General features: G+C 72.3%; 19 protein-coding genes. 7 read left to right on the top strand and 12 right to left on the bottom strand.

The features are described 5' to 3' along the window. Nucleotide 1 precedes the first annotated feature (1 nt). A complete protein-coding gene (locus tag ABD331_RS22625; RefSeq protein WP_344477893.1) occupies nucleotides 2-1,438 on the top strand; it encodes a glycosyltransferase family 39 protein in 1,437 nt (478 codons plus the stop codon). Between the two features lie 76 nt (nucleotides 1,439-1,514). On the opposite strand, the gene ABD331_RS22630 is transcribed toward ABD331_RS22625, so the two are convergent. The 3 genes from ABD331_RS22630 to ABD331_RS22640 are packed head-to-tail and all read right to left on the bottom strand — an operon-like array spanning nucleotide 1,515 to nucleotide 4,859. Then, complete coding sequence (locus tag ABD331_RS22630; RefSeq protein ID WP_344477895.1) at nucleotides 1,515-2,249, bottom strand: polyprenol monophosphomannose synthase; 735 nt, start codon at nucleotides 2,247-2,249, stop codon at nucleotides 1,515-1,517. Between the two features lie 5 nt (nucleotides 2,250-2,254). Beyond that, nucleotides 2,255-3,277, bottom strand: a complete 1,023-nt coding sequence (locus ABD331_RS22635; protein WP_344477897.1) for a cyclase family protein — start codon at nucleotides 3,275-3,277, stop codon at nucleotides 2,255-2,257. Then, nucleotides 3,264-4,859: an FAD-dependent monooxygenase gene (locus ABD331_RS22640; RefSeq protein WP_344477899.1), complete on the bottom strand. Its 1,596-nt coding sequence runs from the start codon at nucleotides 4,857-4,859 to the stop codon at nucleotides 3,264-3,266. Before ABD331_RS22640 ends, ABD331_RS22635 begins: the two co-directional genes overlap by 14 nt. A 217-nt stretch (nucleotides 4,860-5,076) precedes the next feature. Between ABD331_RS22640 and ABD331_RS22645 the strand changes: the two genes are divergently transcribed. Next, entirely contained in the window at nucleotides 5,077-5,946 is an 870-nt protein-coding gene (locus tag ABD331_RS22645) for an AfsR/SARP family transcriptional regulator (RefSeq protein WP_344477901.1), read from the top strand. Here the strand turns inward: ABD331_RS22645 and ABD331_RS22650 are convergent. Genes ABD331_RS22650 through ABD331_RS22660 form a run of 3 tightly spaced genes read right to left on the bottom strand, consistent with a single transcriptional unit; the run spans nucleotide 5,841 to nucleotide 8,649 of the window. Beyond that, nucleotides 5,841-7,100 carry a ferric reductase-like transmembrane domain-containing protein gene (locus ABD331_RS22650; protein WP_344477903.1) on the bottom strand — a complete coding sequence of 420 codons (1,260 nt, stop codon included), beginning with the start codon at nucleotides 7,098-7,100 and terminating at the stop codon, nucleotides 5,841-5,843. The two genes, ABD331_RS22645 and ABD331_RS22650, sit on opposite strands and share 106 nt — an antisense overlap. Continuing rightward, on the bottom strand, nucleotides 7,097-7,975 hold the full coding sequence (locus tag ABD331_RS22655) for an FAD:protein FMN transferase (RefSeq protein ID WP_344477905.1): 879 nt from the start codon (nucleotides 7,973-7,975) through the stop codon (nucleotides 7,097-7,099). The genes ABD331_RS22650 and ABD331_RS22655 overlap by 4 nt, the downstream gene beginning before the upstream one ends. Beyond that, nucleotides 7,972-8,649, bottom strand: a complete 678-nt coding sequence (locus ABD331_RS22660) for a DUF2271 domain-containing protein (protein WP_344477907.1) — start codon at nucleotides 8,647-8,649, stop codon at nucleotides 7,972-7,974. Before ABD331_RS22660 ends, ABD331_RS22655 begins: the two co-directional genes overlap by 4 nt. Before the next feature lie 109 nt (nucleotides 8,650-8,758). Here ABD331_RS22660 and ABD331_RS22665 point away from each other — a divergent pair, with 109 nt between their 5' ends. After that, nucleotides 8,759-9,643: a diacylglycerol/lipid kinase family protein gene (locus ABD331_RS22665; protein ID WP_344477909.1), complete on the top strand. Its 885-nt coding sequence runs from the start codon at nucleotides 8,759-8,761 to the stop codon at nucleotides 9,641-9,643. A gap of 6 nt (nucleotides 9,644-9,649) precedes the next feature. On the opposite strand, the gene ABD331_RS22670 is transcribed toward ABD331_RS22665, so the two are convergent. Beyond that, a complete protein-coding gene (locus ABD331_RS22670; protein ID WP_425566021.1) occupies nucleotides 9,650-11,122 on the bottom strand; it encodes a helix-turn-helix domain-containing protein in 1,473 nt (490 codons plus the stop codon). 257 nt (nucleotides 11,123-11,379) lie between these two features. Here ABD331_RS22670 and aceA point away from each other — a divergent pair, with 257 nt between their 5' ends. Further along, nucleotides 11,380-12,666 carry an isocitrate lyase gene (gene aceA / locus ABD331_RS22675; protein ID WP_344477913.1) on the top strand — a complete coding sequence of 429 codons (1,287 nt, stop codon included), beginning with the start codon at nucleotides 11,380-11,382 and terminating at the stop codon, nucleotides 12,664-12,666. A 412-nt stretch (nucleotides 12,667-13,078) separates the two neighbouring features. Here aceA and ABD331_RS22680 read toward each other — a convergent pair whose 3' ends face one another. The 3 genes from ABD331_RS22680 to ABD331_RS22690 form a co-directional block, all read right to left on the bottom strand. Beyond that, nucleotides 13,079-14,701, bottom strand: a complete 1,623-nt coding sequence (locus ABD331_RS22680) for a serine/threonine-protein kinase (protein WP_344477915.1) — start codon at nucleotides 14,699-14,701, stop codon at nucleotides 13,079-13,081. Between the two features lie 80 nt (nucleotides 14,702-14,781). Then, nucleotides 14,782-15,618, bottom strand: coding sequence for a siderophore-interacting protein (locus ABD331_RS22685; RefSeq protein ID WP_344477917.1), 837 nt, complete (start codon nucleotides 15,616-15,618; stop codon nucleotides 14,782-14,784). A gap of 90 nt (nucleotides 15,619-15,708) precedes the next feature. Then, nucleotides 15,709-16,686, bottom strand: a complete 978-nt coding sequence (locus tag ABD331_RS22690; RefSeq protein WP_344477918.1) for an alpha/beta hydrolase — start codon at nucleotides 16,684-16,686, stop codon at nucleotides 15,709-15,711. A gap of 352 nt (nucleotides 16,687-17,038) precedes the next feature. Between ABD331_RS22690 and ABD331_RS22695 the strand changes: the two genes are divergently transcribed. Genes ABD331_RS22695 through ABD331_RS22705 form a run of 3 tightly spaced genes read left to right on the top strand, consistent with a single transcriptional unit; the run spans nucleotide 17,039 to nucleotide 19,229 of the window. Next, the gene (locus ABD331_RS22695; protein WP_344478306.1) at nucleotides 17,039-17,698 is read left to right on the top strand and encodes an ABC transporter permease; all 660 of its coding nucleotides are present in this window, start codon (nucleotides 17,039-17,041) and stop codon (nucleotides 17,696-17,698) included. Then, entirely contained in the window at nucleotides 17,691-18,479 is a 789-nt protein-coding gene (locus ABD331_RS22700; RefSeq protein ID WP_344477919.1) for an ABC transporter permease, read from the top strand. The genes ABD331_RS22695 and ABD331_RS22700 overlap by 8 nt, the downstream gene beginning before the upstream one ends. A gap of 3 nt (nucleotides 18,480-18,482) precedes the next feature. Next, nucleotides 18,483-19,229 (top strand): ABC transporter ATP-binding protein, encoded by a 747-nt coding sequence (locus ABD331_RS22705; protein WP_344477921.1) that lies wholly within the window; start codon nucleotides 18,483-18,485, stop codon nucleotides 19,227-19,229. A 35-nt stretch (nucleotides 19,230-19,264) separates the two neighbouring features. Here the strand turns inward: ABD331_RS22705 and ABD331_RS22710 are convergent, their stop codons facing one another. Next, nucleotides 19,265-20,242, bottom strand: a complete 978-nt coding sequence (locus ABD331_RS22710; RefSeq protein ID WP_344477923.1) for a CU044_5270 family protein — start codon at nucleotides 20,240-20,242, stop codon at nucleotides 19,265-19,267. Beyond that, on the bottom strand, nucleotides 20,235-20,849 hold the full coding sequence (locus tag ABD331_RS22715; RefSeq protein ID WP_344477925.1) for an RNA polymerase sigma factor: 615 nt from the start codon (nucleotides 20,847-20,849) through the stop codon (nucleotides 20,235-20,237). Before ABD331_RS22715 ends, ABD331_RS22710 begins: the two co-directional genes overlap by 8 nt. Nucleotides 20,850-20,987 lie beyond the last annotated feature (138 nt).

Raw genomic sequence — 20,987 nt, forward strand, 5'->3', positions numbered from 1 at the left:
GGTGTCCCGCTGGGTGCTCGCCGCCGGGGCGATGGTGACGGCGTTCCTGCTGCTGACGGACTTCCGCCACGGCTACCTGCGCGACGAGCTCTACTTCAGGCTGCTGCGCGACCACCTGAGCTGGGGATACTACGACCAGCCGCCGCTGGTGCCGTGGCTGGCCAGGATCAGCACCGCGGTGTTCGGTGACACGTTGTGGGCGCTGCGCATGCCGTCCGCGCTGGCCATCGGGGTGTTCACGGTGCTGGCCGGGCTGGTGGCCCGCGAGCTGGGCGGCGGGCGGGGTGCGCAGGTGCTCGCGGCGGTCGCGGCCGGCACCGCGCCGTGGCCGCTCGGCAACGGCGACATGCTGGTCACCAACGCCTTCGACCTGCCGATGTGGCTGGCCGCGATCCTGTTCGCGGTGCGGGCGCTGCGTGGCGGCGACGGCCGGTGGTGGGTGGCCGCGGGGCTCGTATGTGGGCTGGCGACGTACAACAAGTACCTGATCGGCCTGCTGGGGCTCGGGCTGCTGGCCGGGCTGCTGGTGGCGGGGCCGCGGCGGGCGCTGGCCGGCCGGTGGTTGTGGGCGGGCGTCGCGGTGGCGGTACTGGTCGCCGCGCCCAACCTGGTCTACCAGGTCGTCAACGGGTTCCCGCAACTGACGATGGCGGACGCGCTGGCCGCGGACCGCGGAGCGGGCTTCCGGGTGTTCTTCGTCCCCATGCAGCTCATCATGATCGGCCCGCTGCTGGCGCCGTTGTGGGTGGCGGGCTGGGTGTGGCTGGCGCGTGAGCCGCGGCTGCGGGCGTTCGCGGTCGCCTATCCGGTGTGCGGGGTCGCGGTGCTGCTCGGCGGCGGCCGTCCCGACTACATCGCGGGGCTGGTGATGCTGCTGCTCGCGGCGGGATGCGTCGCGGCCGGGCGGCTGCTGACCCGGGTACGGTGGCGGGTCGCCGCGGGCGCGGTGGTCGCCGTGAACGCGCTGTTCGCGCTGGCCGTGGCGGTGCCCGTGCTGCCGTTGCGGACCGTGCTGGCCTCGCCGATCCCCCGGCTCAACCTGAAGGTCACCGACTCGATCGGGTGGCCCGAGCTGGCCCGCCAGGTGGCCGGCGTCTACCACGGCCTGCCCGATGACGAGCACGCCATCGTGCTGACCGGCAACTACGGCGAGGCGGGGGCGCTGCACCGGCATGGTCTGCGAGCCGTCTACAGCGGGCACAACGAGCTGCACCGGCTCGGGCCGCCGCCCGAGAGCGCCACGGTGGCCGTCGTGGTCGGCGGTGCGGGAGTGCCGGTGAAGACGGCCTTCCGCAGGTGCGTGGTGGCCGGCCGGGTGGACAACGGGGTGGGGCTGCGCAACGCCGAGCAGGGCAGGCCGATCCTCCTGTGCCGCGACCGTACGGACTCGTGGGCGCGGTTGTGGCCGCGTTTCCTGCACTCTCACCACTACGGCTGAGGCCGCGCCGCCCCGGCCGCTGCGTCCGGGGCCGACGCAACGGGACGCTGCGTCCGGGGGGCGGCGCAGCCGGACCTTACGTCCGGGGGCGGCGCAGCCGGGCACGGAGGCCGGCGAGGCCCCAGAGCGTGACCCGCCAGAGTGCCTCGGCGACGATGGCCCTGCTCATCTTGCTGTCACCGGCGGTGCGGTCGGCGAAGGTGATCGGCACCTCCTGCACGCGCAGCCCGCGACGCACCGTACGGAGCGTGAGATCGACCTGGAAGCAGTACCCCTGCGAGGCCACCTCCTCCAGCCCGAGCTTGTCCAGCGTCGCCGCCCGGTAGGCGCGGAAGCCGGCCGTGGCGTCGCGGACGGGCAGGCCCAGCACGATCCTGACGTAGGCGTTCCCGCCGCGCGACAGCAGCCGCCGGCGGCGCGGCCAGTGCAGGACGCGCCCGCCGCGCACCCACTGCGACCCGATCGCCAGGTCCGCTCCCGCCTCCACCGCCCGCAGCAGCGCGGGCAGCTCCTCGGGCCGGTGCGAGCCGTCGGCGTCCATCTCCACCAGCACCTCGAAGCCCTCGGCCAGGCCGTGGGCGAAGCCCGCGAGATAGGCGGCGCCCAGCCCCGCCCGACCGGGGCGGTGCAGCACGTGGATGCGGGGGTCGCGGGAGGCGAGCTCGTCGGCGAGCGCGCCGGTGCCGTCGGGGCTGTTGTCGTCGACCACGAGCACGTGGGCCTCGGGCACCGCCGCACGGACCCGGCGGGTGATGGCCGTCAGGTTGTCGCGCTCGCAGTAGGTCGGGACGATGACCAGGATCGGCTCCATCGTGCCTACAGCAGCGCCAGCGCCCTGACGGGCGCGCCGAACCCGCCGCGCAGCTTCGCCGCTCCCACGACGAGTTGCGCGCCGCGCTCGGGGACGGTGTCGAGCGCGGCCAGGTTCTCCAGCCCGTACCTGCCCGTGGTCAGCAACATCCGGTGGACGAGCGGCTCGCGCCGGGTGCCGACGTCGAGGCTGCTGGTGTCCGTGCCGAAGCCCACGATGGAGCGCTGGTTGATCAGGAAGTCGGCCGCCTCCGGGCTGATCCCGGGGAAGCGCATGACCTGCGCGAGCGCGTCGAACTGCAGGTAGGCCGAGGGGTTTCCGACCCTTTTGTACCAGCCGCTGTCGAGGGCCACGAAGGCGCGTTCGGGCAGCGGGCCGTTCCTGCGCTCCCATTCGCGCAGGTCCTTCACGGTCAGCTCGGTGCTGTTGTCGCGGGCGGCCCGTTCGGCGATGCGCACGACGCACAGGGGCGCGACGAGGTCCTCCGGACGCACCTGGTCGGCGGTGGGCAGGCCCTTCCTGGAGTGCGCGGGCACGTCCATGTGGGTGCCGGTGTGCTCGTTGAACGTCCATTCCGCGGTGTTGAAGCCGATCACGTCCTCGAACATGACCTGGCGGCGGGCGGGCTTGCGCACGTACATCTCGAAGACGGGGAAGTCGGGGCTGAGCGGGTGCGTGAGGTCCAGGACGCGCGAGGCGCGCACCCCGGTCGCGGCCTCCGCGCGGCGGGGCAGGACGGCGAGCGCGCCGGCGCCGAGCAGGCCGGCGAACGCGCCGCGCAACACCTGCCGCCTGCTGCCCCGGGCGGCGGGCTCGCCCTGCGGGCCGCGGGTGGCGGGCTCGCCCTGCGGGCCGCCGGAGGCGGGCGGACCGTTCGAGGCGGAGGCGGGCGAACCGTTCGAGGCGGAGGCGGGCGCGCCATGCGAGCCGGAGGCGGGCGCGCCATGCGAGCCGGAGGCGGGCGCGCCGTGCGAGGCGCAGGTGGGCTCGCCTTCCAGGGCGGCCATGATGGTCTCAGGCGCGCACACGCGGCGACCTCCCCCGGCTGGCCAGCGGCGCCAGGAGGGCGGCGGCGTCCTCGCTGTTGGTGGCGTCGGCGACGTAGCCGTCAGGCCGGACGAGGATGAGTTTCGCGCCGCGCAACGGCCCCTGCGCCGCGAAGCCGCCCGGCACCCGGTACGGCTCCCCGTACGCGCTGCCCTTGGACACCAGCACGCGCGGCACGACCCGGTCGGCCAGCGGCTCCATGTCGGGCAGCACCTTGAGCGGGTCGGCGCCCGGCATGACGAGCAGGGTGTGCCGGGGGTCGGCGAGCAGGGCGCTGAGCCGGACGGGGTCGCCGTCGGCGCGCAGCGGGGTCACGGTGACGTCGGGCAGGCCGCGGGCGCCGATGGCGCGCCGGCCGCCGCGCGGGCCGACGACCGGGCTCTTGCGGTAGTCGAGGTCGTCCTGCGCCAGGTTGGGGATGAAGCGGCGCTCCAGCGCCCCGGTGGCGCCGAGCAGGCGGAGCAGCGTGTCGCGCAGAAAGCGGCCGATCGGCGCGCGGACGGTCCACAGCCGGGTCTGCTGGTGGGCGCCGCGCAGCACCTGGGCGGCGATGGGCGAGCGCTCGGCCTGGTAGCTGTCCAGCAGCCGTTCCGCGTCGCCGTACCCGTTGAGGATGAGAGCGAGCTTCCAGCCGAGGTTGGCGGCGTCCTGGATGCCGGTGTTGAGTCCCTGGCCGCCCGCCGGGCTGTGCACGTGGGCGGCGTCGCCGGCGAGCAGGCAGCGGCCCGCCCGGTAGGCGGCGGCCTGCCGCATGTGCACGGGGAAGCGGGTGCTCCAGCGCAGGTCCTTGATCTGCAGCGGGTAGGGGGCGCGGTCGTCGGCGAGGCGTTGCAGCTCCTCGACGGTGGGCGCGGAGTCGAGCCTGCCGGCGGTGCTGGCGTCGGCGAAGACGCGCAGCTCGCCGCCGGGCAGCGAGACGAGCACGAGCACGCCGTCGGGGTGCAGGTGGTAGTGCGCCTCGCCGCGCGGGACGGGGCCGGTGACGGCGCCGTCGCCGAGGATGAAGCTCTGCGTGTAGGTGGTGCCCGCGAAGGGGATGCCGGACAGCTCGCGTACGGTGCTGTGCGCGCCGTCGCAGCCGACCACGTAGGCGGCGGTGAGCTCCTCGACCCCGCCGGGCCCGTCGAGCCGGACGGTGACGCGGTCGCCGTGGTCGGTGAGCCCGACGAGCTCCGTGCGCCACTCCACCGCCACTCCGAGCTCGCGCAGCTTGGCGGCCATGACGCCTTCGACGGCGGGCTGGGTGATGCCGAGCATGGTGGGGCCGCCGTTGTGCCAGTCGCCGAGCCGGGCGGTGGCCACGTTCCTGGCGCCGGACCAGTAGCGGGCGGCGTTCATCCGCAGCCCGGCGGCGATCACGCCGTCGGCGGTGCCGTGCCGGGCCAGGACGTCCAGCGCGCCCGGCCACATCGCCACGGCTCTGGCCTGGTGGGCGGGCCTGTCGAGGGAACGGTCGATGATCCGGCAGGTGACTCCCTGCCTGCGGAGCTCTGTCGCGAGAGCCAGTCCGGTGGGGCCGGCGCCGACGACCAGGACGGGCAGGGTGATCTTCTCTGTGTCCACCGCGCCACCGTAGGCCGGGGGTGGCCTGCGGCGATTCCAGCGAAGGGTGACAGCGGCTGGAACTAAGGAGTCAGCCCATGTGTCGAAGGAGACATACGCCTTCCGCTTTGGAACAGGTGGACCGCTGCGCGGAGGGATCGATCGGGACGACCGTCGTACCATCCGACAGGACGGCTCTCTTTCGAGAGTACGCAACTGACGGGGAATAGAGCACTTGATGATCAAATTCAATGTACTCGGTCCACTGGAAGTAGCCACCGAAGCCGACGCGTCACTGCCCAAGGGCCGCAAGGCACGCCAGGTCCTGGCCCTGCTCCTGCTGCGAGCCAACGAGGTGGTGGATGTGGAGACCATCGCCGAGGAGCTGTGGGAGGGTCGCGGCGGGGGGGTCGGCGCGATCCGCACCCACGTCTACAACCTGCGCACGGCGCTGGCCGCCCAGCCTGCCACCAGGGCGGTGGCGGACATGCTGGTGACCGAGCCGACCGGCTACCTGCTGCGGGTGGAGCCGGGTCAGCTCGACGCGGAGGTGTTCGCCGACTCGGTCGCCGAGGGCAGGCAGCTCATGAGCTCGGGCGCGGCCGAGAAGGCTGCGCGGCGGCTGCGTGACGGGCTGAGCCTGTGGCGGGGCCGCGCGCTGGCCAACGTCGCGCCGGGCCCCGTGGTGGCCAGGCATCTCACCTACCTGGAGGAGATCCGCAACCGCGCCGTGGAGCTGCGGCTGGAGGCGGACCTGCGGCTGGGCCACCATCGGGAGCTGGTGGCGGAGCTGCGCACGCTGATCGCCAGGAACCCGCTCAACGAGTGGTACCACCTGCGGCTCATCGAGTGCCTGTGCAGGTCGGGGCGGCGCGGCGAGGCTCTGCTCGCCTACCACGACCTGCGCAGGATCCTGGACGAGGAGCTGGGGCTGGAGCCGTCGGCGGAGGCCAGGCGGCTCCAGCACGGGATCCTGTCGGACGTCGAGCACGCTCCGGCCGATCAGCAGTCGAACCGCTCGGTGTACAACTGGTCCCTGCGCGCGCCGCTCGCCCGCAGGCCGGCGGCCGTCGCATCGACGAACCGGGGGCTGCCGCAGATGAAGTAGCGGGCCCGCGGCGTGACCGGGATGGCGGGCCGCTCCGGCCGTACCACCTCCTGGTAGCGCTCGCCGAGGCGGTGGCGCAGCTCCGCGCCGAAGACCGCCTCCTGCGGCGAGGTCACCACGTGGACGAGCGACAGGGGCAGATCGTCGTTCCTGCGCACCAGCTCCACGAAGGGGGTCACGCCGATGCCGCCCGCGATCAGCACCGCCGGCCTGCGCGGCCCGGCCTGCGCGGCGCGGGTGAAGGTTCCGTAGGGGCCGTCGAGGTGGACGACCGCACCCGGCTCGAGAGCGCGCAGCCGCTCGGTGAACGAGCCGGCGTCCTTGACGGCGAAGGTCAGCTCCCTGCCGTCGCCGCGTACGACGCTGAACGGGTGGGCGCGGCTCCGCAGGCTGGTCCGCAGGTAGCAGAACTGCCCGGGCAGCGGGTCCAGCGCGCGGCCCAGCGCCCTGAAGGTGTAGGCGGACACGGTCGGCGACAGCCTCTCGACCCCGGCCAGCCGGTACGGCACCGCCCACCGCGACACCGACAGCCGCCAGCACACCACCCCGCCGAAGGTCACGGCCAGCCCCAGCCAGTAGGCCAGCAGCCACGGCGTCTCCGCGAGGTAGCTGCCCAGCCCCCAGGAGTGCACGAACACCAGGGCCAGCAGCGGGTACGACAGGTAGTGCGCGTACCGCCAGACCCGGTGCCCGATCAGGTAGCGGGCCAGCGTGCTGGTCAGCCAGAGCGCCAGGAACATGAGGAACGCCAGCCGCCCCAGCGACGCGTACGCCGACTCGGCCCAGGTGAAGTCGGGCACCAGCACGTACGCCCAGTCCTGCCGGTCGACGACGGTCTCCAGCAGCGGGTGGAGCAGCACGAGGAACGCGCCGCAGCCGCCGAGCCACCGGTGCAGCGACACGGCGGCGAGCCGGTCGTCGCCCAGCCGGTGGGAGATCTGCCGCACGCCGAGCAGCACCTGCCACCACATGACGATCGCGCCGGCCAGGCCGATGAGGTTGGCCACGTCGCCGAGGTCGGTGGCGCGCAGGGCCAGGGGGAGCAGCGGCAGGAACGAGACGGCCACCGCGATCGCGACACGGGTCAGGCCGGCGCTGCCGAAGAGCGCACCTGACCTCAGGTCAGCGCCGCCGGGAGACGTATCCGGCCTCATGTCAGCGCCACCGAGGAGCGCACGCGGCCGTCGTGGCCGACGGTGACCCAGTGCGCGCCGGGGTCCTGCCCGGCCAGCCATTGCGGCCCTTCGCGGGTGCCGAGCAGGACGAGGCAGGTGGCGTACACCTCGGCGGCGGCCAGGTCGGCGGTCATGACGGTGGCCTGCGCGCAGTCGGAGCGGGCCGGCTCGCCGGTGCGGGGGTCGATGATGTGGTGCAGCCCGGTGCCGGCCCGGTCGTGCCAGCTCCGCCGTACGACGCTGCTGGTGGCCACCGCGGTGGTGGCGGCGGGCAGCTCCAGCACGCCGGCCGGCCGCTCGCGCAGCGGGTGCTCGACGCCGATCCGCCAGGGCACGCCGTCCTGGGGCCGCCAGGCGACCAGGTCGCCGCCCGCGTCGATCATCCCGTACGGCTCGCGGCTCGCCTCGGCGGCCCGCTGCACGCTCCAGCCCTTGACGAACCCGCCGAGGTCGACGGCGAGGCCAGGCGAGAGCGTCACGGCGCGGCGTTCGTGGTCGAGGTGCACGGCGGGGGCACGGGCGGGGACGGGCGTCGCGGCCACCTCCGGTGTGCCCACCAGCGCGAAGTCGGTGTCGTAGCCGAGCCGGGCCAGCTCGGCGCCGAGGAAGGGGTTGAACAGGCCGCCGGTCGCGTCGAAGTAGCCGCAGGCCTCGTCGAGCGCCGCCAGGAACAGCTCGGAGACGACGACGGGCCCGCCGGCGTTGACGCGGCTGGTGTCGCTGGCGGGGTCGAAGCGGCTGAAGACGCGCTCGGCGGCGCGCAGCCACTCCAGCACGGCGGCCTGTTCCTGCGGGGGCAGGACGAGCAGGAGGTCGGTGCCCATCACCCGGTCGCGCAGGACCCGCACGTTCATGACCCCCTCGTGAACGTCGTGACGGCCCCGGCGGGCAGCCGCTCGCCCGGGGAGAAGCTGGCCCGGATGTCGGCGACGAGCGCGGGCTCCTGCCCTGTGTCGGCCGGCAGGAACTCGACCCGGGGCTGGGAGGCGTGCGGCGTCTCCCCCACCTCGACGGTGCCGGTGAACAGCACGCGCTTCTCCCACACCACGTTGCCCTCCACCCGGTAGGTGTAGGTGCCCGGCGGGACGGGCTGGCCGCTGCGGTCGGTGGTGTCCCAGTAGACGCTCTGCCTGCCGCTCTCCTGTGCGGGGCGGCTGGCGGCCTTGACCTCGGTGTCGGTGGCCGACTCCCAGCCGGAGGCGCGCCGCCACTGGGGCAGCGACATGGGCCGGCGCTCGAAGCCGCCGTTGGCGGTGAAGCTGGTGGCGAACAGGGTGCGCACGTAGCGTCCTTGCGCGTCCTCGACCCAGATGGCGAGCTGGTTGCTGGCCAGGCGGGGTAACCGGTTGAGCTGGTAGTCGATGCATACCACTCCCAGGCTGGCGGTGACGGGCGCCGACCACGTCAGGCCCGCGGGTGAGGCGGGCGGCGGTTCGGGGCGATAGGCGAGGTAGGCGGCGGTCGCGGTCGTGGCCACTCCGGTGATCACGACCATCGGCACGATCAGTCGGCTCGTCCGCTCCGACATGGTCACCCTTTCCGTGAAGGATAGTGTGCATCAACACTATCTATTTTTCGGGCACGATGACGATCTCGTCACAGGAATGTCCGCACGCGCTGAGGGTAGCAGCGTACGCATGCCCCCCATCGTGGCCGTGGTGGCCCACCGCAAGAAGACTCTCGGCGCGGGACTGGACGCGCTCCGCGTGCTCATCAGCGAGCAGGACGTCGGCGAGCTGATCTGGCACGAGGTGTCGAAGAGCAAGAAGGCCGGCAAGAAGGTGCGCAAGGCGCTCGACGAGGGCGCCGAGCTGGTGTTCGTCTGGGGCGGAGACGGCATGGTGCAACGCTGCGCCGACGCCCTGGCGGGCTCGGGCGTGCCGATGGCCATCCTCCCCGCCGGCACCGCGAACCTGTTCGCCGCCAACCTCGGCATCCCCGCCGACCTGGACGAGGCCGTCCGCATCGGCTTCCACGGACGGCAGGAGAAGCTCGACCTGGGCCTGGTCAACGGCGAGCACTTCGCGGTGATGGCCGGAGCCGGCTTCGAGGCCGAGATGATCGCCGACGTGGACGGCCAGGCCAAGCGGCGCTTCGGCAAGCTCAGCTACTTCAGGGCGGCCGTGCGGCACGTCGGCGGCCCCCGGGTGCCGATGAAGATCAAGCTGGACGGCGCGACCTGGTTCGAGGGCAAGGCGAGCTGCCTGCTGCTGGGCAACGTGAGCACGATCGCCGCCGGCGTCGAGGCCTTCGACGACGCCCGCCCCGACGACGGCTGGATCGAGGTGGGCGTCTCCACTGCCAAGGGCCCGGTGCAGTGGGCGCGGGTGCTGACCAGGATGGCCGCGGGCCGCTCCGACGGCTCGCCCCTGGTGCGGGTCTCGCGCGCCAGGAAGATCACGGCCCGCTTCGGCCGCCCGTTACGCTACGAGCTGGACGGCGGCGAGCGCGGCTACACCACCAAGATCAAGGCCGAGGTCGTCGCGGGCGGGCTGACCGTCTGCCTCCCCGACGACGGCTGAGCGCGCTCACGTGGCGGCCGCGTGCCGCTCCAGGAAGGTGTAGACGTCGGCCTCGTCCACGCCGGGGAACGAGCCGGGCGGCAGCGCGGCCAGCACGTGCGAGTTGGCGCGGGCCGACGGCCACGCGTACCCCTCCCAGCGCTCGGACAGCTCGGTCGGCGGGCGGCGGCAGCAGTCGCCGTTCGGGCAGCTCGACTTGGTGCGGTGGGTCGTCTCGCGCCCCCTGAACCAGCGTGACTCCTTGTACGGCACCCCGAGCGTGATCGCGAAGTCCCGCTCGCGCGACGGATCGACGTGCGCGACGCAGAAGTACGTGCCGGTGGGCGAGTCGGAGTACTGGTAGTACACCGAGAACCGGTCGGGCGAGGCGAACACCTGCCGCCCCGACCACTGCAGGCACATCCGCTGCCCCTCGATCGCCCCCTGCTCGTCGGCGGGGAAGACGATGCCGTCGTTCTCGTAGGCCTTGTAGATGGTGCCGCCCGCGTCGTTGCGCACGAAGTGGCAGACCAGCCCGAGGTGGTGGGTGGCCAGGTTGGTGAAGCGGTGCGCGGCCATCTCGTAGGAGACGGCGAACACGTCGCGCAGGTCCTCCACCGACAGCGCCCTGTCGGACTTGGCCTCCTGGAGGTAGAGCGCGGCGGCCTTCTCGGGGACGAGGACGGCGGCGGCGAAGTAGTTGGCCTCGGTGCGCTGGCGCAGGAAGTCGGCGAAGTCGCGCGGCTTGTCGTGGCCGAGCGCGAGATGCCCGAGCGTCTGGAGCAGGATCGTGCGCGGCGTGTGCATGCCGAGCTGCTCGTGCTTGACGTAGATGCGGCGGTTGCGCAGGTCGGTGATGGAACGTACGGAGCGGGGCAGGTCCTGCGCGGTGTGCACCGTGTAGCCGAAGTGCGTGACCAGGCTCTGGATCGTGCTCTGCGACAGGGCGCCCGTGCGGTAGCCGACCGCCTCCAGCGCCTGGGCGGCGGCCTTCTCGATGTCGGGGAAGTAGTTGCCCACCTCCCGCTGCCTGCGCCGCAGCTCGGCGTTGGCGACCCTGGCCTCCTCCGGCGTGGCAGTGCCGCGGGCCTGGCGGGCGCGCAGCTCGCCGTACAGGCCGAGCAGGTGCTCCAGCACGTCGTTCGGGACGCGGGCGGAGACCTTCAGGCGGGGCAGGCCGAGCCCGGCGTAGACGGGGTCGCGCTGCGCCTCCTCCAGCGCGATCTCCAGTTGCGCGCGGCGGTTGGGCGGCTGGCGGCGCAGCAGCTCCTCGACCGGGACGCCCAGCGCGGTCGCCAGCGACTTGAGCAGGGAGAGCTTGGGCTCGCGCTTGCCGTTCTCCAGCAGGGAGAGCTGGCTGGGGGCCCTGCCCACGCGCGACCCGAGGTCGGACAGCGTCAGGCCGCGCTGTTTGCGCAGGTGGCGCAGGCGCTGGCCAAACGCGATCAGATCGAGCTCTTGCGTCAAAGACAGCGGTTCTTCGCCCAGCAAGGAGGCCATACCGGAATCTTAGACAGAAATTCGGCCCATTTTCTAGCCTCCGCGTGGCCACGGTTCCACGCATCGGGACGCCCGTTCTCGCGGCGGGATTGGTCTAGGCCAACGGTAAAACTTGCGATTTCTTCACCACTGAATACCCCCGAGTAATGCACAGGAGCAGAAGAATCACGATTCTTCTGTGACCTTCGGGCTGTTTGCCCCTGCCCGCCAGGGCAGAGACTCGGCGTGAGCCCCAGGGGACGACGAAGGAGTGAACGATGAACGATCGCCTCAAGGGAGCTGCCGAGCAGCTACAGGACGAATGGGACAACGACCCTCGCTGGGAGGGCATCGAGCGCACGTACAGCGCAGAAGACGTGATCAGGTTGCGCGGCAGCGTTCAGGAGGAGCACACGCTGGCCCGGCTCGGCGCCGAGCGGCTGTGGCAACTCCTGCACACCGAGGACTACGTCAACGCCCTCGGCGCGCTCACCGGCAACCAGGCGGTGCAGCAGGTGAAGGCCGGCCTGAAGGCCATCTACCTGTCCGGCTGGCAGGTGGCGGCGGATGCGAACCTGGGCGGCCAGACCTACCCGGACCAGAGCCTCTACCCGGCCAACTCCGTGCCGGCCGTCGTGCGCCGCATCAACAACGCGCTGCTGCGCGCCGACCAGATCACCTGGTCGGAGGGCGACGGTGACGCGCCGCACTGGCTGGCGCCCATCGTGGCGGACGCGGAGGCCGGCTTCGGCGGCGTGCTCAACGCGTTCGAACTGATGAAGGGCATGATCGCGGCCGGCGCCGCGGGCGTGCACTGGGAGGACCAGCTCGCCTCCGAGAAGAAGTGCGGCCACCTCGGCGGCAAGGTGCTGATCCCGACCGGCCAGCACGTCAAGACCCTGAACGCCGCCCGCCTCGCCGCGGACGTCGCCGGAGTCCCCTCGCTGATCGTCGCGCGGACCGACGCCCAGGCCGCGACGCTCCTGACCAGCGACGTGGACCCGCGCGACCAGGCGTTCACCACCGGCGACCGCACCGCCGAGGGCTTCTACCGGGTCAGGAACGGGCTGGAGGCGTGCGTGGCGCGCGGGCTGGCGTACGCGCCGCACTCCGACCTGCTGTGGATGGAGACCGGCACGCCCGACCTGGACGTGGCCCGCGCGTTCGCCGAGGCGATCAAGGCCGAGTACCCCGACCAGATGCTCGCCTACAACTGCTCGCCGTCGTTCAACTGGAAGAAGCACCTGGACGACTCCACCATCGCCAAGTTCCAGCGCGAGCTGGGGCACATGGGGTACAAGTTCCAGTTCATCACCCTGGCCGGGTTCCACTCGCTGAACTACGGCATGTTCGACCTGGCCCAGGGGTACGCGTCGGACGGCATGACCGCGTACGTGGAGCTGCAGGAGGCCGAGTTCGCGGCCGAGTCGCGCGGCTACACCGCCACCCGGCACCAGCGTGAGGTCGGGACCGGGTACTTCGACCTGGTCAGCACCGCCGTCGCGCCCGACTCCTCGACCACCGCGCTGCGCGGCTCCACCGAAGAGGAGCAGTTCGGCCACTAGGTTCTCCTCGATCTCGCCGGCCACCTCCAGGGCATGGGAAGGTTCCCCCGGCGAACGCGGGCCGCGCCGGTCCCCCCAGCATTGGCGCGGCCCGCCCTTTTCGCGTGCGCCCGGCCGGCCCTTTCTTTGCCTGGGAGTGTCACCGAGGGCACAGCCTGCGGCGATGCCCGCTCAGCACACTGGCACCAGCACCATCGCCCGTGTCAGGAGGCACCTTGCAGCACCTCTCTCGGCACCCCGCCCATCGCTCCTACCTGACCCTCCGCGCCCGCACCGCCGCCCCGCCGCCGGCCGCCGGGCCACCGCGGGTGTGCGCCGGTGGCTCCTTAGGCCTCGGCTGACGGCGCGCAGAGGGGCCTGGCGCCGCCCCCTTTACGAGCGGCGCCAGGGTCCCTCGAAGCACGGCCAGGCCTCAGGGCGTGGCCGTGCCGGTCGTCGCCGGAGTGTCCGACGGCGACCCGGACGGGTCCGGCGACTCCCCCGGCCCGTCCTGCGGAATGGTGCTGATCGACCCCGTCGGCCGCGGGCAGTCCCGCCCGGCCACCGCGCCGCCACCCCGCCTGCGCCCCGCGGGCGTCACGCACGACTCCCCGCCGTCCCCGCCCTGATCACCGGGCCCGCTGCTCTGGGTCCCGCGGGACGTGCCGCGCCGGTCGCCGGACGGCGTCAGCACCACGACGGGCTTCTTCGTACGGGCCCGCGTGACGGACACCGTGGGCGTCGGCTCTCTGGTGGCGAGCCGCACCGGAGGCGGGTTCCCGCCGGTCACCACCGTGGGCCGCACGGTGGACTCCGCGCTGCCGGAGGCGTGCACGGCGGGCGGGTTGCCCGGCAGCAGCGAGGAGCCGCCGACGCTCAGCCCGTCCCCGCCGGAGGCCGCGATGACCGTGACGGCCGCGATCGAGACCGTGGCCAGGGCCGCGAAGCTGGCGTGCGAGAGCTGCGCCCGCGATCTGGCCCGTGACCTGGCACGGCCGCGCCGCCTGCCCGGTTTCCCGGAACGCTCCACATCACCGGAACGCACGAGGCGTACCAGGCCGCCGCCCGCCGGGTAGGGGACGGGCGTCCAGATCCGTTCCAGCACCTCCTCCACCGCCTGCCGCAGCTCCCACGGATCGCCCACGCCACCGGCGGCCAGCAGCACCCGCAGCAGGTCGGCGGCCTTGGGCCGGTCGGCGGGCTCCTTGGCCAGGGCGGCGGTGACAGCGGGTCTGAGCAGGCCGGGCACGCCCTCGACGCGCGGCGGGTCGAACAGGATGCGCCGGGTCAGCACGTCGGTTTCGCCGCCGCCGAAAGGGTGGTGGCCGGTGGCGGCGAAGGCGACCAGGCAGCCCCAGGCGAAGACGTCGGAGGCGGGCATGGCGGCCCCGCCGGTCAGCCGCTCGGGCGCCACCCATCCGGGGCTGCCCATGACCTGCCCGGCCTGGGTGTGCGCGGCGAGCGTGTCCACGTCGCGGGCGATGCCGAAGTCGATGACGCGCGGCCCCTTCGCGGACAGCAGCACGTTGCCCGGCTTGAGGTCCCGGTGCACCAGCCCGGCCTCGTGCACGGCCACCAGCGCCGCCGCGACGCCGAGCGCCACGCCGTAGGCGAGGTCGGGTGTGAGTGGCCCGCCGGCCTTGACGACCTGGGAGAGGTCGGGGCCGGGGATGTACTCGGTGACGAGGTACGGGCGGTCCCTGTCGGTGCCGTCCTCGACGACCGCCGCCGTGCAGAAGGGCACCAATCTTCGTGAGAAAGACACTTCCTCAGCGAAGCGCGCCCGTAACGTGGCATCGTTGAGATGCACCGCATGCGGCGTCTTGAGCGCCACGAGGCCACCCTGAGGGTGCTCCGCCAGATACACCACTCCCATCCCGCCCGTTCCCAGGCGGCCGAGGAGCAGGTATCGGCCGATGATGACCGGGTCCCCCACCGTAAGCGGTCGCACGCCAGGAGGCAGCTCGCTCGCACCACGCGCCATCCGGTTTCGCCTCTCCTGATCAGTGTCATGGCAAGGCACACTGTGGCGGGTACCGGGGCGGGCTTTCCCCATGTCTTACACAAGGGGTATCGGAGGGAAGGCGATCATTCCTCGGAGGTAAGTAAGGGGTGTGAAAGCAGGCGATTCCTGGGTCAGGAGGCGATGGCGTCCTGCTCCTCGGCCTCGACGCGGCGGTTCCACTCGCCCTTGACCTGACGCCACGCCTCGTCGTCCACGCCGAGCCGCCAGTAGCCGGAGATGGACAGCCGCTCTAGGGGGATGCCCCGCTCCAGGCGCAGGTGGCGGCGGAGCTCCTTGACGAATCCGGCCTCGCCGTGCACGAAGGCGTGCACGTCGCCGCCGGGGAAGTCCAGCGCGCGCACGGCGGCCACCAGCCGCTCGCCGACGGGGCGGTCGCCCCGGTAGACCCAGGTGATGTGGGCGTGGGCGGCCGTACCCAGCTTCAGCTCGTCCTCCGGCGCGTCCACCTCGATGACGACGTGGGCGCGCGCCGCGTCGGGGAGCGCCTCCAGCGAGGCGGCGATGGCGGGAAGCGCGCTCTCGTCCCCCACGAGCAGGTGCCAGTCGGCCTCGGGGTCGGGCGCGTAGCCGCCACCGGGGCCGAGGATGAGCAGCTCGTCTCCCGGTCGCGCGCGGTCGGCCCACGGCCCCGCCAGGCCCTCGTCGCCGTGCACGACGAAGTCGAGGGTGAGCTCGCGCGAGTACGGGTCCCAGGCGCGCACGGTGTAGGTGCGCAGCTTGGGCCAGACCTCGCGTGGCAGGGTCTCGCGGCAGGCCTTCACGCTGAACGGCTCCGGGTACTCGACGCCCTCGCAGGGGAAGACCAGTTTCACGTAGTGATCGGTCAGCCCTCTGGTGGCGAACTCCGCCAGCCCGTCCCCGCCCACGATCACGCGGACCATGTTGCGCGAGATGCGCTCCGTCCGCTGGACGACCCCCCGGTGGTGATCCGTACGCTTGTCAGCCATGCGACAACCCCCTGAGTTAGGTATACCTAACCTTATACTGCCCGTCGCTATGGCTATAGGCCAATGACCACAAAGAGGTCCGGGTAAAAATCAGGCGGCCGCCGAATCCTCCATCGGCTCCGGCATCTGCGCCACCGCCTTGAGGAACTGCGACATGTGCCGGAAGGCCAGCCGCGCCTCGGGCAGCACGTCGGCCAGGATGGGGAAGACGTGCGGCATCCTGGGCCACTCCTCGTACCGGACCGGCACGCCCGCCAGCCGTGCCCGCCGCGCCACCCGCCAGGCCTCGTCCCGCAGCACCTCCGTCGAGCCGGTGACGATCATCAGGGGCGGCAGCCCGGTGAAGTCGCCGTGCACCGGCGAGACGAGGGGGTCCCAGGGGTCCAATCCCGAGGTCCAGCGGCGGGCCAGCCAGCGCACCCTGCTCGCCGGGAGCATCGGGTCCTGCCAGCGGTTGGCCCGGCGCGGGAAGTCGGTGAGGTCGGCCCACGGCGACAGGCAGATCGCCGCCGCCGGGAGCGGCAGGCGCCGATCGCGCAGCGCGAGCAGGGTGGCCAGCGTGAGGTGCCCGCCGGCGGAGTCGCCCGCCAGGATCACGTCCTCGGGCGCGTGGCCGCGCCGCAGCAGGCAGTCGTAGGCGTCCAGCGCGTCGGCCAGCGAGTCGGCCAGCCTGTGCACCGGGCCCTGCCGGTAGTCCAGCGCCAGGACGGGCCGCCCGGCGACCGCCGACAGCCGCCAGGTGATGGACCGGTGGGTGCGCGGCGAGCACGAGAAGTACCCTCCGCCGTGGAAGTAGAGCACCACCTTGCGCTCGTCGAGCCCCTGCCCGCCGCGCACCCACTCGCCGCCGCACGCGGAGAAGGCCGCCGGCACGACCGCCACGTGCTCAGGATGCGGCACGTGCACCATCCGCGTCAGATCGCCGAGGCGGGCGGCCCCCGACAGGGCCAGCGGATGGCGCATCAGCAGGCTGGAGGCCGGTTTCACGGTGCCGCGCAGGAGCCCGGTGAGCGCCCGCGCCTGCCAGCTCAGCGGATACTCCGGTACCACATCCCTGTCGACTCGCATTCCGCCCCCTTTCAGGGCCTTTGTTCCCCTCTCTTGGAATTCCCTACCGGCCAGTAAGTAACTCATCTCTTACGCGGATATTTCCGGGAGGTGACATCGCGCCGTTTATCGCGTTGCGGACCGCCCGCTCCCCGTCGGATAATTCCGTGTTTCCCACCGGCAAGACCCGTGCGCGGGTCCAGGCACGCTCCGTGAGCGGGCCATCACCCCCTGGAGGTGCAAAACCTTTCCGCTCTACGCCCGGCTCGTCCGGTACGGCTTCCGCAAACACGCCACCTACGTCTGGGGCGCGCTCGCCGGAGCGTTCACCAACAGCGTCTTCGGCATCCTGCGCGCGTACGCGCTCATCGCGCTGTGGCAGGCCCGCCCGGGCCTCGCCGGATACGACATCACCGACGCCATCACCTACTGCTTCGTCACCCAGGCCTTCATCGGCCCGATGCAGCTCTTCGGCGGCGGGCTGACCGTCACCGAGCGCATCCGCAGCGGCGACATCGCGCTCGACCTCGTCCGCCCCGCGTCGCTGCAACTCTGGACGCTCGCCGAGGACGTCGGCAGAGCCGCCTACCTGATCCTGGTGCGCGGCGTCCCGCCCATGCTCCTCGGCGCCGCGATCTTCGGCATCGAGGTCCCTGACACGCCGGGCCGGTGGCTGGCGTTCCTGGCCGGCTTCGCGATCGCCGTCGTCGTCAGCTTCGGCTGGCGCTACCTGATCGCGCTGTCGGTCTGCTGGCTGCTCGACGACCGCGGCATCGGCGTCCTGTCGCTGGTCCTCAGCACGTTCTTCAGCGGCATGATGGTGCCGCTGCACCTGTTCCCCGGCTGGTTCGGCGACCTGGCCATGGCGCTGCCCTGGGCCGCCATGGTGCAACTGCCCACCGACCTCTACCTCGGCACCGCCCCGGTGCTGGAGACGCTGGCCGTCCAGGCGCTCTGGGCCGTCCTGCTGCTCGGCCTCGGCGCGCTCGCCACCAGGGCGATCCGCCACAAGGTGGTGATCCAGGGTGGTTAGGACGTACTTCCTGCTGCTGTGGACGTGGACCCGCGCCGCGGCGGCCTACCCCGTCTCGTTCGTGATGATGGTCGTGCTCGGCTTCGTCATCGCCGCGATCGACGTCGGCGTCATCCTGATCATCTTCGCCAACACCACCAGCCTGGCCGGGTTCTCCCGCGAGGAGGTGCTGTTCCTGTACGGGGCGGCCAACCTGGCCTTCACCATCTGCGACACGTTCGTCAGCAACCTCGACCGGGTCAGCGGGCACATCAAGGCCGGCACCCTCGACACGTTCCTGATCAGGCCGGTCGGCGCGTGGATCCAGCTCGCCACCGACCGGTTCATGGCCACCCGCGTCGGACGGATCATCCAGGCCGCGCTGGTGCTCGGCTACGCCGTCGCCGCGCTCGGCCTCGGCTGGGAGCGGGCCTGGATGATCCCCGTCATGGTGGTGACCGGCGTCGTCATCTTCGCCTCGCTGTGGACGATCGCCGGCGCGCTGCAGTTCGTGCTGACCGACGCCCCCGAGGTGGTCAACTCCCTGACCTACGGCAGCAGCCAGCTCACCCAGTACCCGTTCAGCGTCTACGCCCGCGACCTGGTCAGGGGCGTGACGTACGTGCTGCCGCTGGCGTTCGTCAACTGGCAGCCCGGCCTGTACGTGCTGGGCAGGGACGACCCCTTCGGCACACCCGCGTTCATGCGGTTTCTCGGCCCTGCCGCCGCGCTGGTCCTGGCCCTGGTGGCCGGCCTGATCTGGCGGCAGGGCATCCGGCACTACCGATCAACGGGGAGTTGAGTGATGATCGAGCTCGATCGGGCGGGCCGCTCGTTCAAGGTGCGCAAGAACGTCGTGCACGCCGTACAGGATCTGTCGTTCACCGTGTCGGCGGGCGAGTTCGTCGGCTACCTCGGCCCGAACGGCGCGGGCAAGTCCACCACCATCAAGATGTTGTGCGGCATCCTCACCCCGACCTCGGGCAAGGTCAGGGTGGCGGGGCTCGACCCGTCGCGCCGCCGCACCACGCTGGCGCGGCGCATCGGCGTGGTGTTCGGGCAGCGCACCACGCTCTGGTGGGACCTGCCGCTGTGTGACAGCTTCGAGCTGATCCGGCACCTCTACCGGATCGACCGCGCCGGCTTCCGCACCCGGCTCGACGAGCTGACGCAGACGCTGGACCTGGGCGAATTCCTGCGCACCCCGGTGCGGCAGCTCAGCCTCGGCCAGCGCATGCGCGGCGACCTGGCGGCGGCGCTGCTGCACGCGCCCGAGGTGCTGGTGCTCGACGAGCCGACGATCGGTCTCGACGTGGTCAGCAAGGCCGGCATCCGCGACTTCCTGCTGCGGCTGAACGCCGAACGCGGCACGACCGTGCTGCTGACCACGCACGACCTCGGTGACATCGAACGCCTGTGCCGCCGGGTCATGCTGATCGACCACGGGCGGCTGGCGTTCGACGGCACGCTCGACGACCTGATGGCCACGGCTCCCGGCCAGTCGTCGATCGAGGAGGTGGTGACCCGCCTCTACACGGGCACCGCCCGCTGACCGGCGCTGACCGGCTCCACGGGGTCACCGCCCGGTCAGCCCCGCTCGCCGGGGCGGTCCACGATGACCGAGGTCAGCTTGGCGGTGACCCACACCGCGCCCTTGCGGAAGCTGGGCTTGTCGTCGTCGAAGATGTACTCGTCGCGCAGCCAGACCGTCCTCTCGCCCAGGTAGCGGTAGGTGGTCGCGTCCAGGATCCGGTAGCTGCGGTACGCGGTGCCGTCCTTGCCGGTGTCGCGCCAGACGCCCAGGCCGCTGCGGCCGGCCGCGTCGGTGACGCCCTGTTCGACCCGGACGCCGGGGATCAGCGCCAGCGCCTCGAACAGGGCCGACTCCAGCTCGGGCGGCATGACGCCGTACCGGCTGAGGTAGAGCATGATCACGCCGTAGGCGCGGTCCGCGTCGGGGGCGACGACGTGCGGGACGCCCTCCTCTCTGGGGAAGTCGATCCAGTGCCGGTCCTTGGTCACCTTGGCGAGCAGTCGCTTCGGGTCGGTGGGCAGTGCGCGCAGCTTCCGGTCGTACTGCTGCGGCGACAGGTCGTCGTCACCGGGGTCCGGCGGGACGTCCCTGATGGCCAGGCGGCCGTCCTCGCCGAAGCCGGCGGTCTGCTTGCCGTCGTAGCGCATCCAGGACTCCCTGGTCTTGACCGTGTCGCCGTTCGGCTGCTTGTCCAGGGTCTTGGTGTACTGCCACTGCGTCGGCAGCGGCGCCTCGGCCGCCCGGCGCCTGCCGACCGTGTCGGCCGCCCGCGTCAGGACCGCCTCCGTGTCGAGCTGGACGGTGTGCGGCCGGCTCGACGGGACCGGCGGGGCGGGCTCCTGCGGCCGGACCACGACCAGGGCGAGCGCCGCGGCCGTCGCCAGCGCGCCAGCGGCCAGGAGCGCTCGGCCGAAGGCGCGCCTGCGCGGCCGCATCCGGCGCAGCAGCCGGCGGCGTTCCCGGACCATCCACTCCTCGCCCGGCTCCGGCACCGCGGCACGCAGCTCGCGCAGGGATCGCAGGTCATCCATCGATGGGCTCCTCTCGTGCCGTGGTGGGGTCGCTGCCGCCGAGCGCCCTGCGGGTCCTGGCCCTGGCGCGGTGCAGGCGTGAGCGGACCGTTCCGATGGGGATGTCCAGCGCGCGGGCCACGTCGTCGTACGACATGTCGGCCCAGGCCACGAGTAACAGCACCTCGCGGTCGGCGGCCGGCAGTGCGGCCAGCGCGGCGGCCAGGCCCGCCTGCTCCGCCGCGACGCGGTCGTCGACCCTGTCGGCGTACGGTTCGGTGAGCTCGTCCACGCCGGTGCGGGCCAGCGCCCGGTACAGCCTGACCTCGACCCGGCGGTGCCGCAGGATGAGCCGGGCGGCGATGCCGTACAGCCAGGGGCGGGCGTCGGGATGGGCCGCGTCGTAGTGACGGCGGCGGCGGAACGCGGTCAGGAACGTGTCGGAGACGACGTCGTCGGCCAGCGAGTCGCCCAGCCGCCTGGCGACGTAGCGGCGCAGGGCCGCCGCGTGCCGGTCGAAGAGGTCGGCGAACAGCTCGGGGACCTGCTCGGACCGCCGGATCAGCTCAGAGTCCAGTTCAGGGTCCAGCTCGGAGCCGGCGGGCCTGCCGGTCACTTCGTCGATCACATGTCGCTCCGTCCTCACGAAGGTTTCCCTGGCTTTCGCCCGGACGGCCGGGAGGAGTTCGCGCTTCGGAGTGTGACCTGCGTCACAAAAGCCGCGGCCGTCTCCCCACAGGAGACGCCCGCGGCGGAAGTACGCGTG

Source organism: Nonomuraea monospora (genome assembly GCF_039531895.1).
GTDB classification, from domain to species: domain Bacteria; phylum Actinomycetota; class Actinomycetes; order Streptosporangiales; family Streptosporangiaceae; genus Nonomuraea; species Nonomuraea monospora.

What these genes read in the sequence shown, in the direction of transcription:
- ABD331_RS22650 (WP_344477903.1), bottom strand. Translation starts at nt 7,100, where the DNA reads ATGAGGCCGGATACGTCTCCCGGCGGCGCTGACCTGAGGTCAGGTGCG.
- ABD331_RS22665 (WP_344477909.1), top strand. Translation starts at nt 8,759, where the DNA reads ATGCCCCCCATCGTGGCCGTGGTGGCCCACCGCAAGAAGACTCTCGGC.
- ABD331_RS22630 (WP_344477895.1), bottom strand. Translation starts at nt 2,249, where the DNA reads ATGGAGCCGATCCTGGTCATCGTCCCGACCTACTGCGAGCGCGACAAC.
- ABD331_RS22670 (WP_425566021.1), bottom strand. Translation starts at nt 11,122, where the DNA reads ATGGCCTCCTTGCTGGGCGAAGAACCGCTGTCTTTGACGCAAGAGCTC.
- ABD331_RS22660 (WP_344477907.1), bottom strand. Translation starts at nt 8,649, where the DNA reads ATGTCGGAGCGGACGAGCCGACTGATCGTGCCGATGGTCGTGATCACC.
- ABD331_RS22705 (WP_344477921.1), top strand. Translation starts at nt 18,483, where the DNA reads ATGATCGAGCTCGATCGGGCGGGCCGCTCGTTCAAGGTGCGCAAGAAC.
- ABD331_RS22655 (WP_344477905.1), bottom strand. Translation starts at nt 7,975, where the DNA reads ATGAACGTGCGGGTCCTGCGCGACCGGGTGATGGGCACCGACCTCCTG.
- ABD331_RS22710 (WP_344477923.1), bottom strand. Translation starts at nt 20,242, where the DNA reads ATGGATGACCTGCGATCCCTGCGCGAGCTGCGTGCCGCGGTGCCGGAG.
- ABD331_RS22690 (WP_344477918.1), bottom strand. Translation starts at nt 16,686, where the DNA reads ATGCGAGTCGACAGGGATGTGGTACCGGAGTATCCGCTGAGCTGGCAG.
- ABD331_RS22645 (WP_344477901.1), top strand. Translation starts at nt 5,077, where the DNA reads ATGATCAAATTCAATGTACTCGGTCCACTGGAAGTAGCCACCGAAGCC.
- aceA (WP_344477913.1), top strand. Translation starts at nt 11,380, where the DNA reads ATGAACGATCGCCTCAAGGGAGCTGCCGAGCAGCTACAGGACGAATGG.
- ABD331_RS22680 (WP_344477915.1), bottom strand. Translation starts at nt 14,701, where the DNA reads ATGGGGAAAGCCCGCCCCGGTACCCGCCACAGTGTGCCTTGCCATGAC.
- ABD331_RS22685 (WP_344477917.1), bottom strand. Translation starts at nt 15,618, where the DNA reads ATGGCTGACAAGCGTACGGATCACCACCGGGGGGTCGTCCAGCGGACG.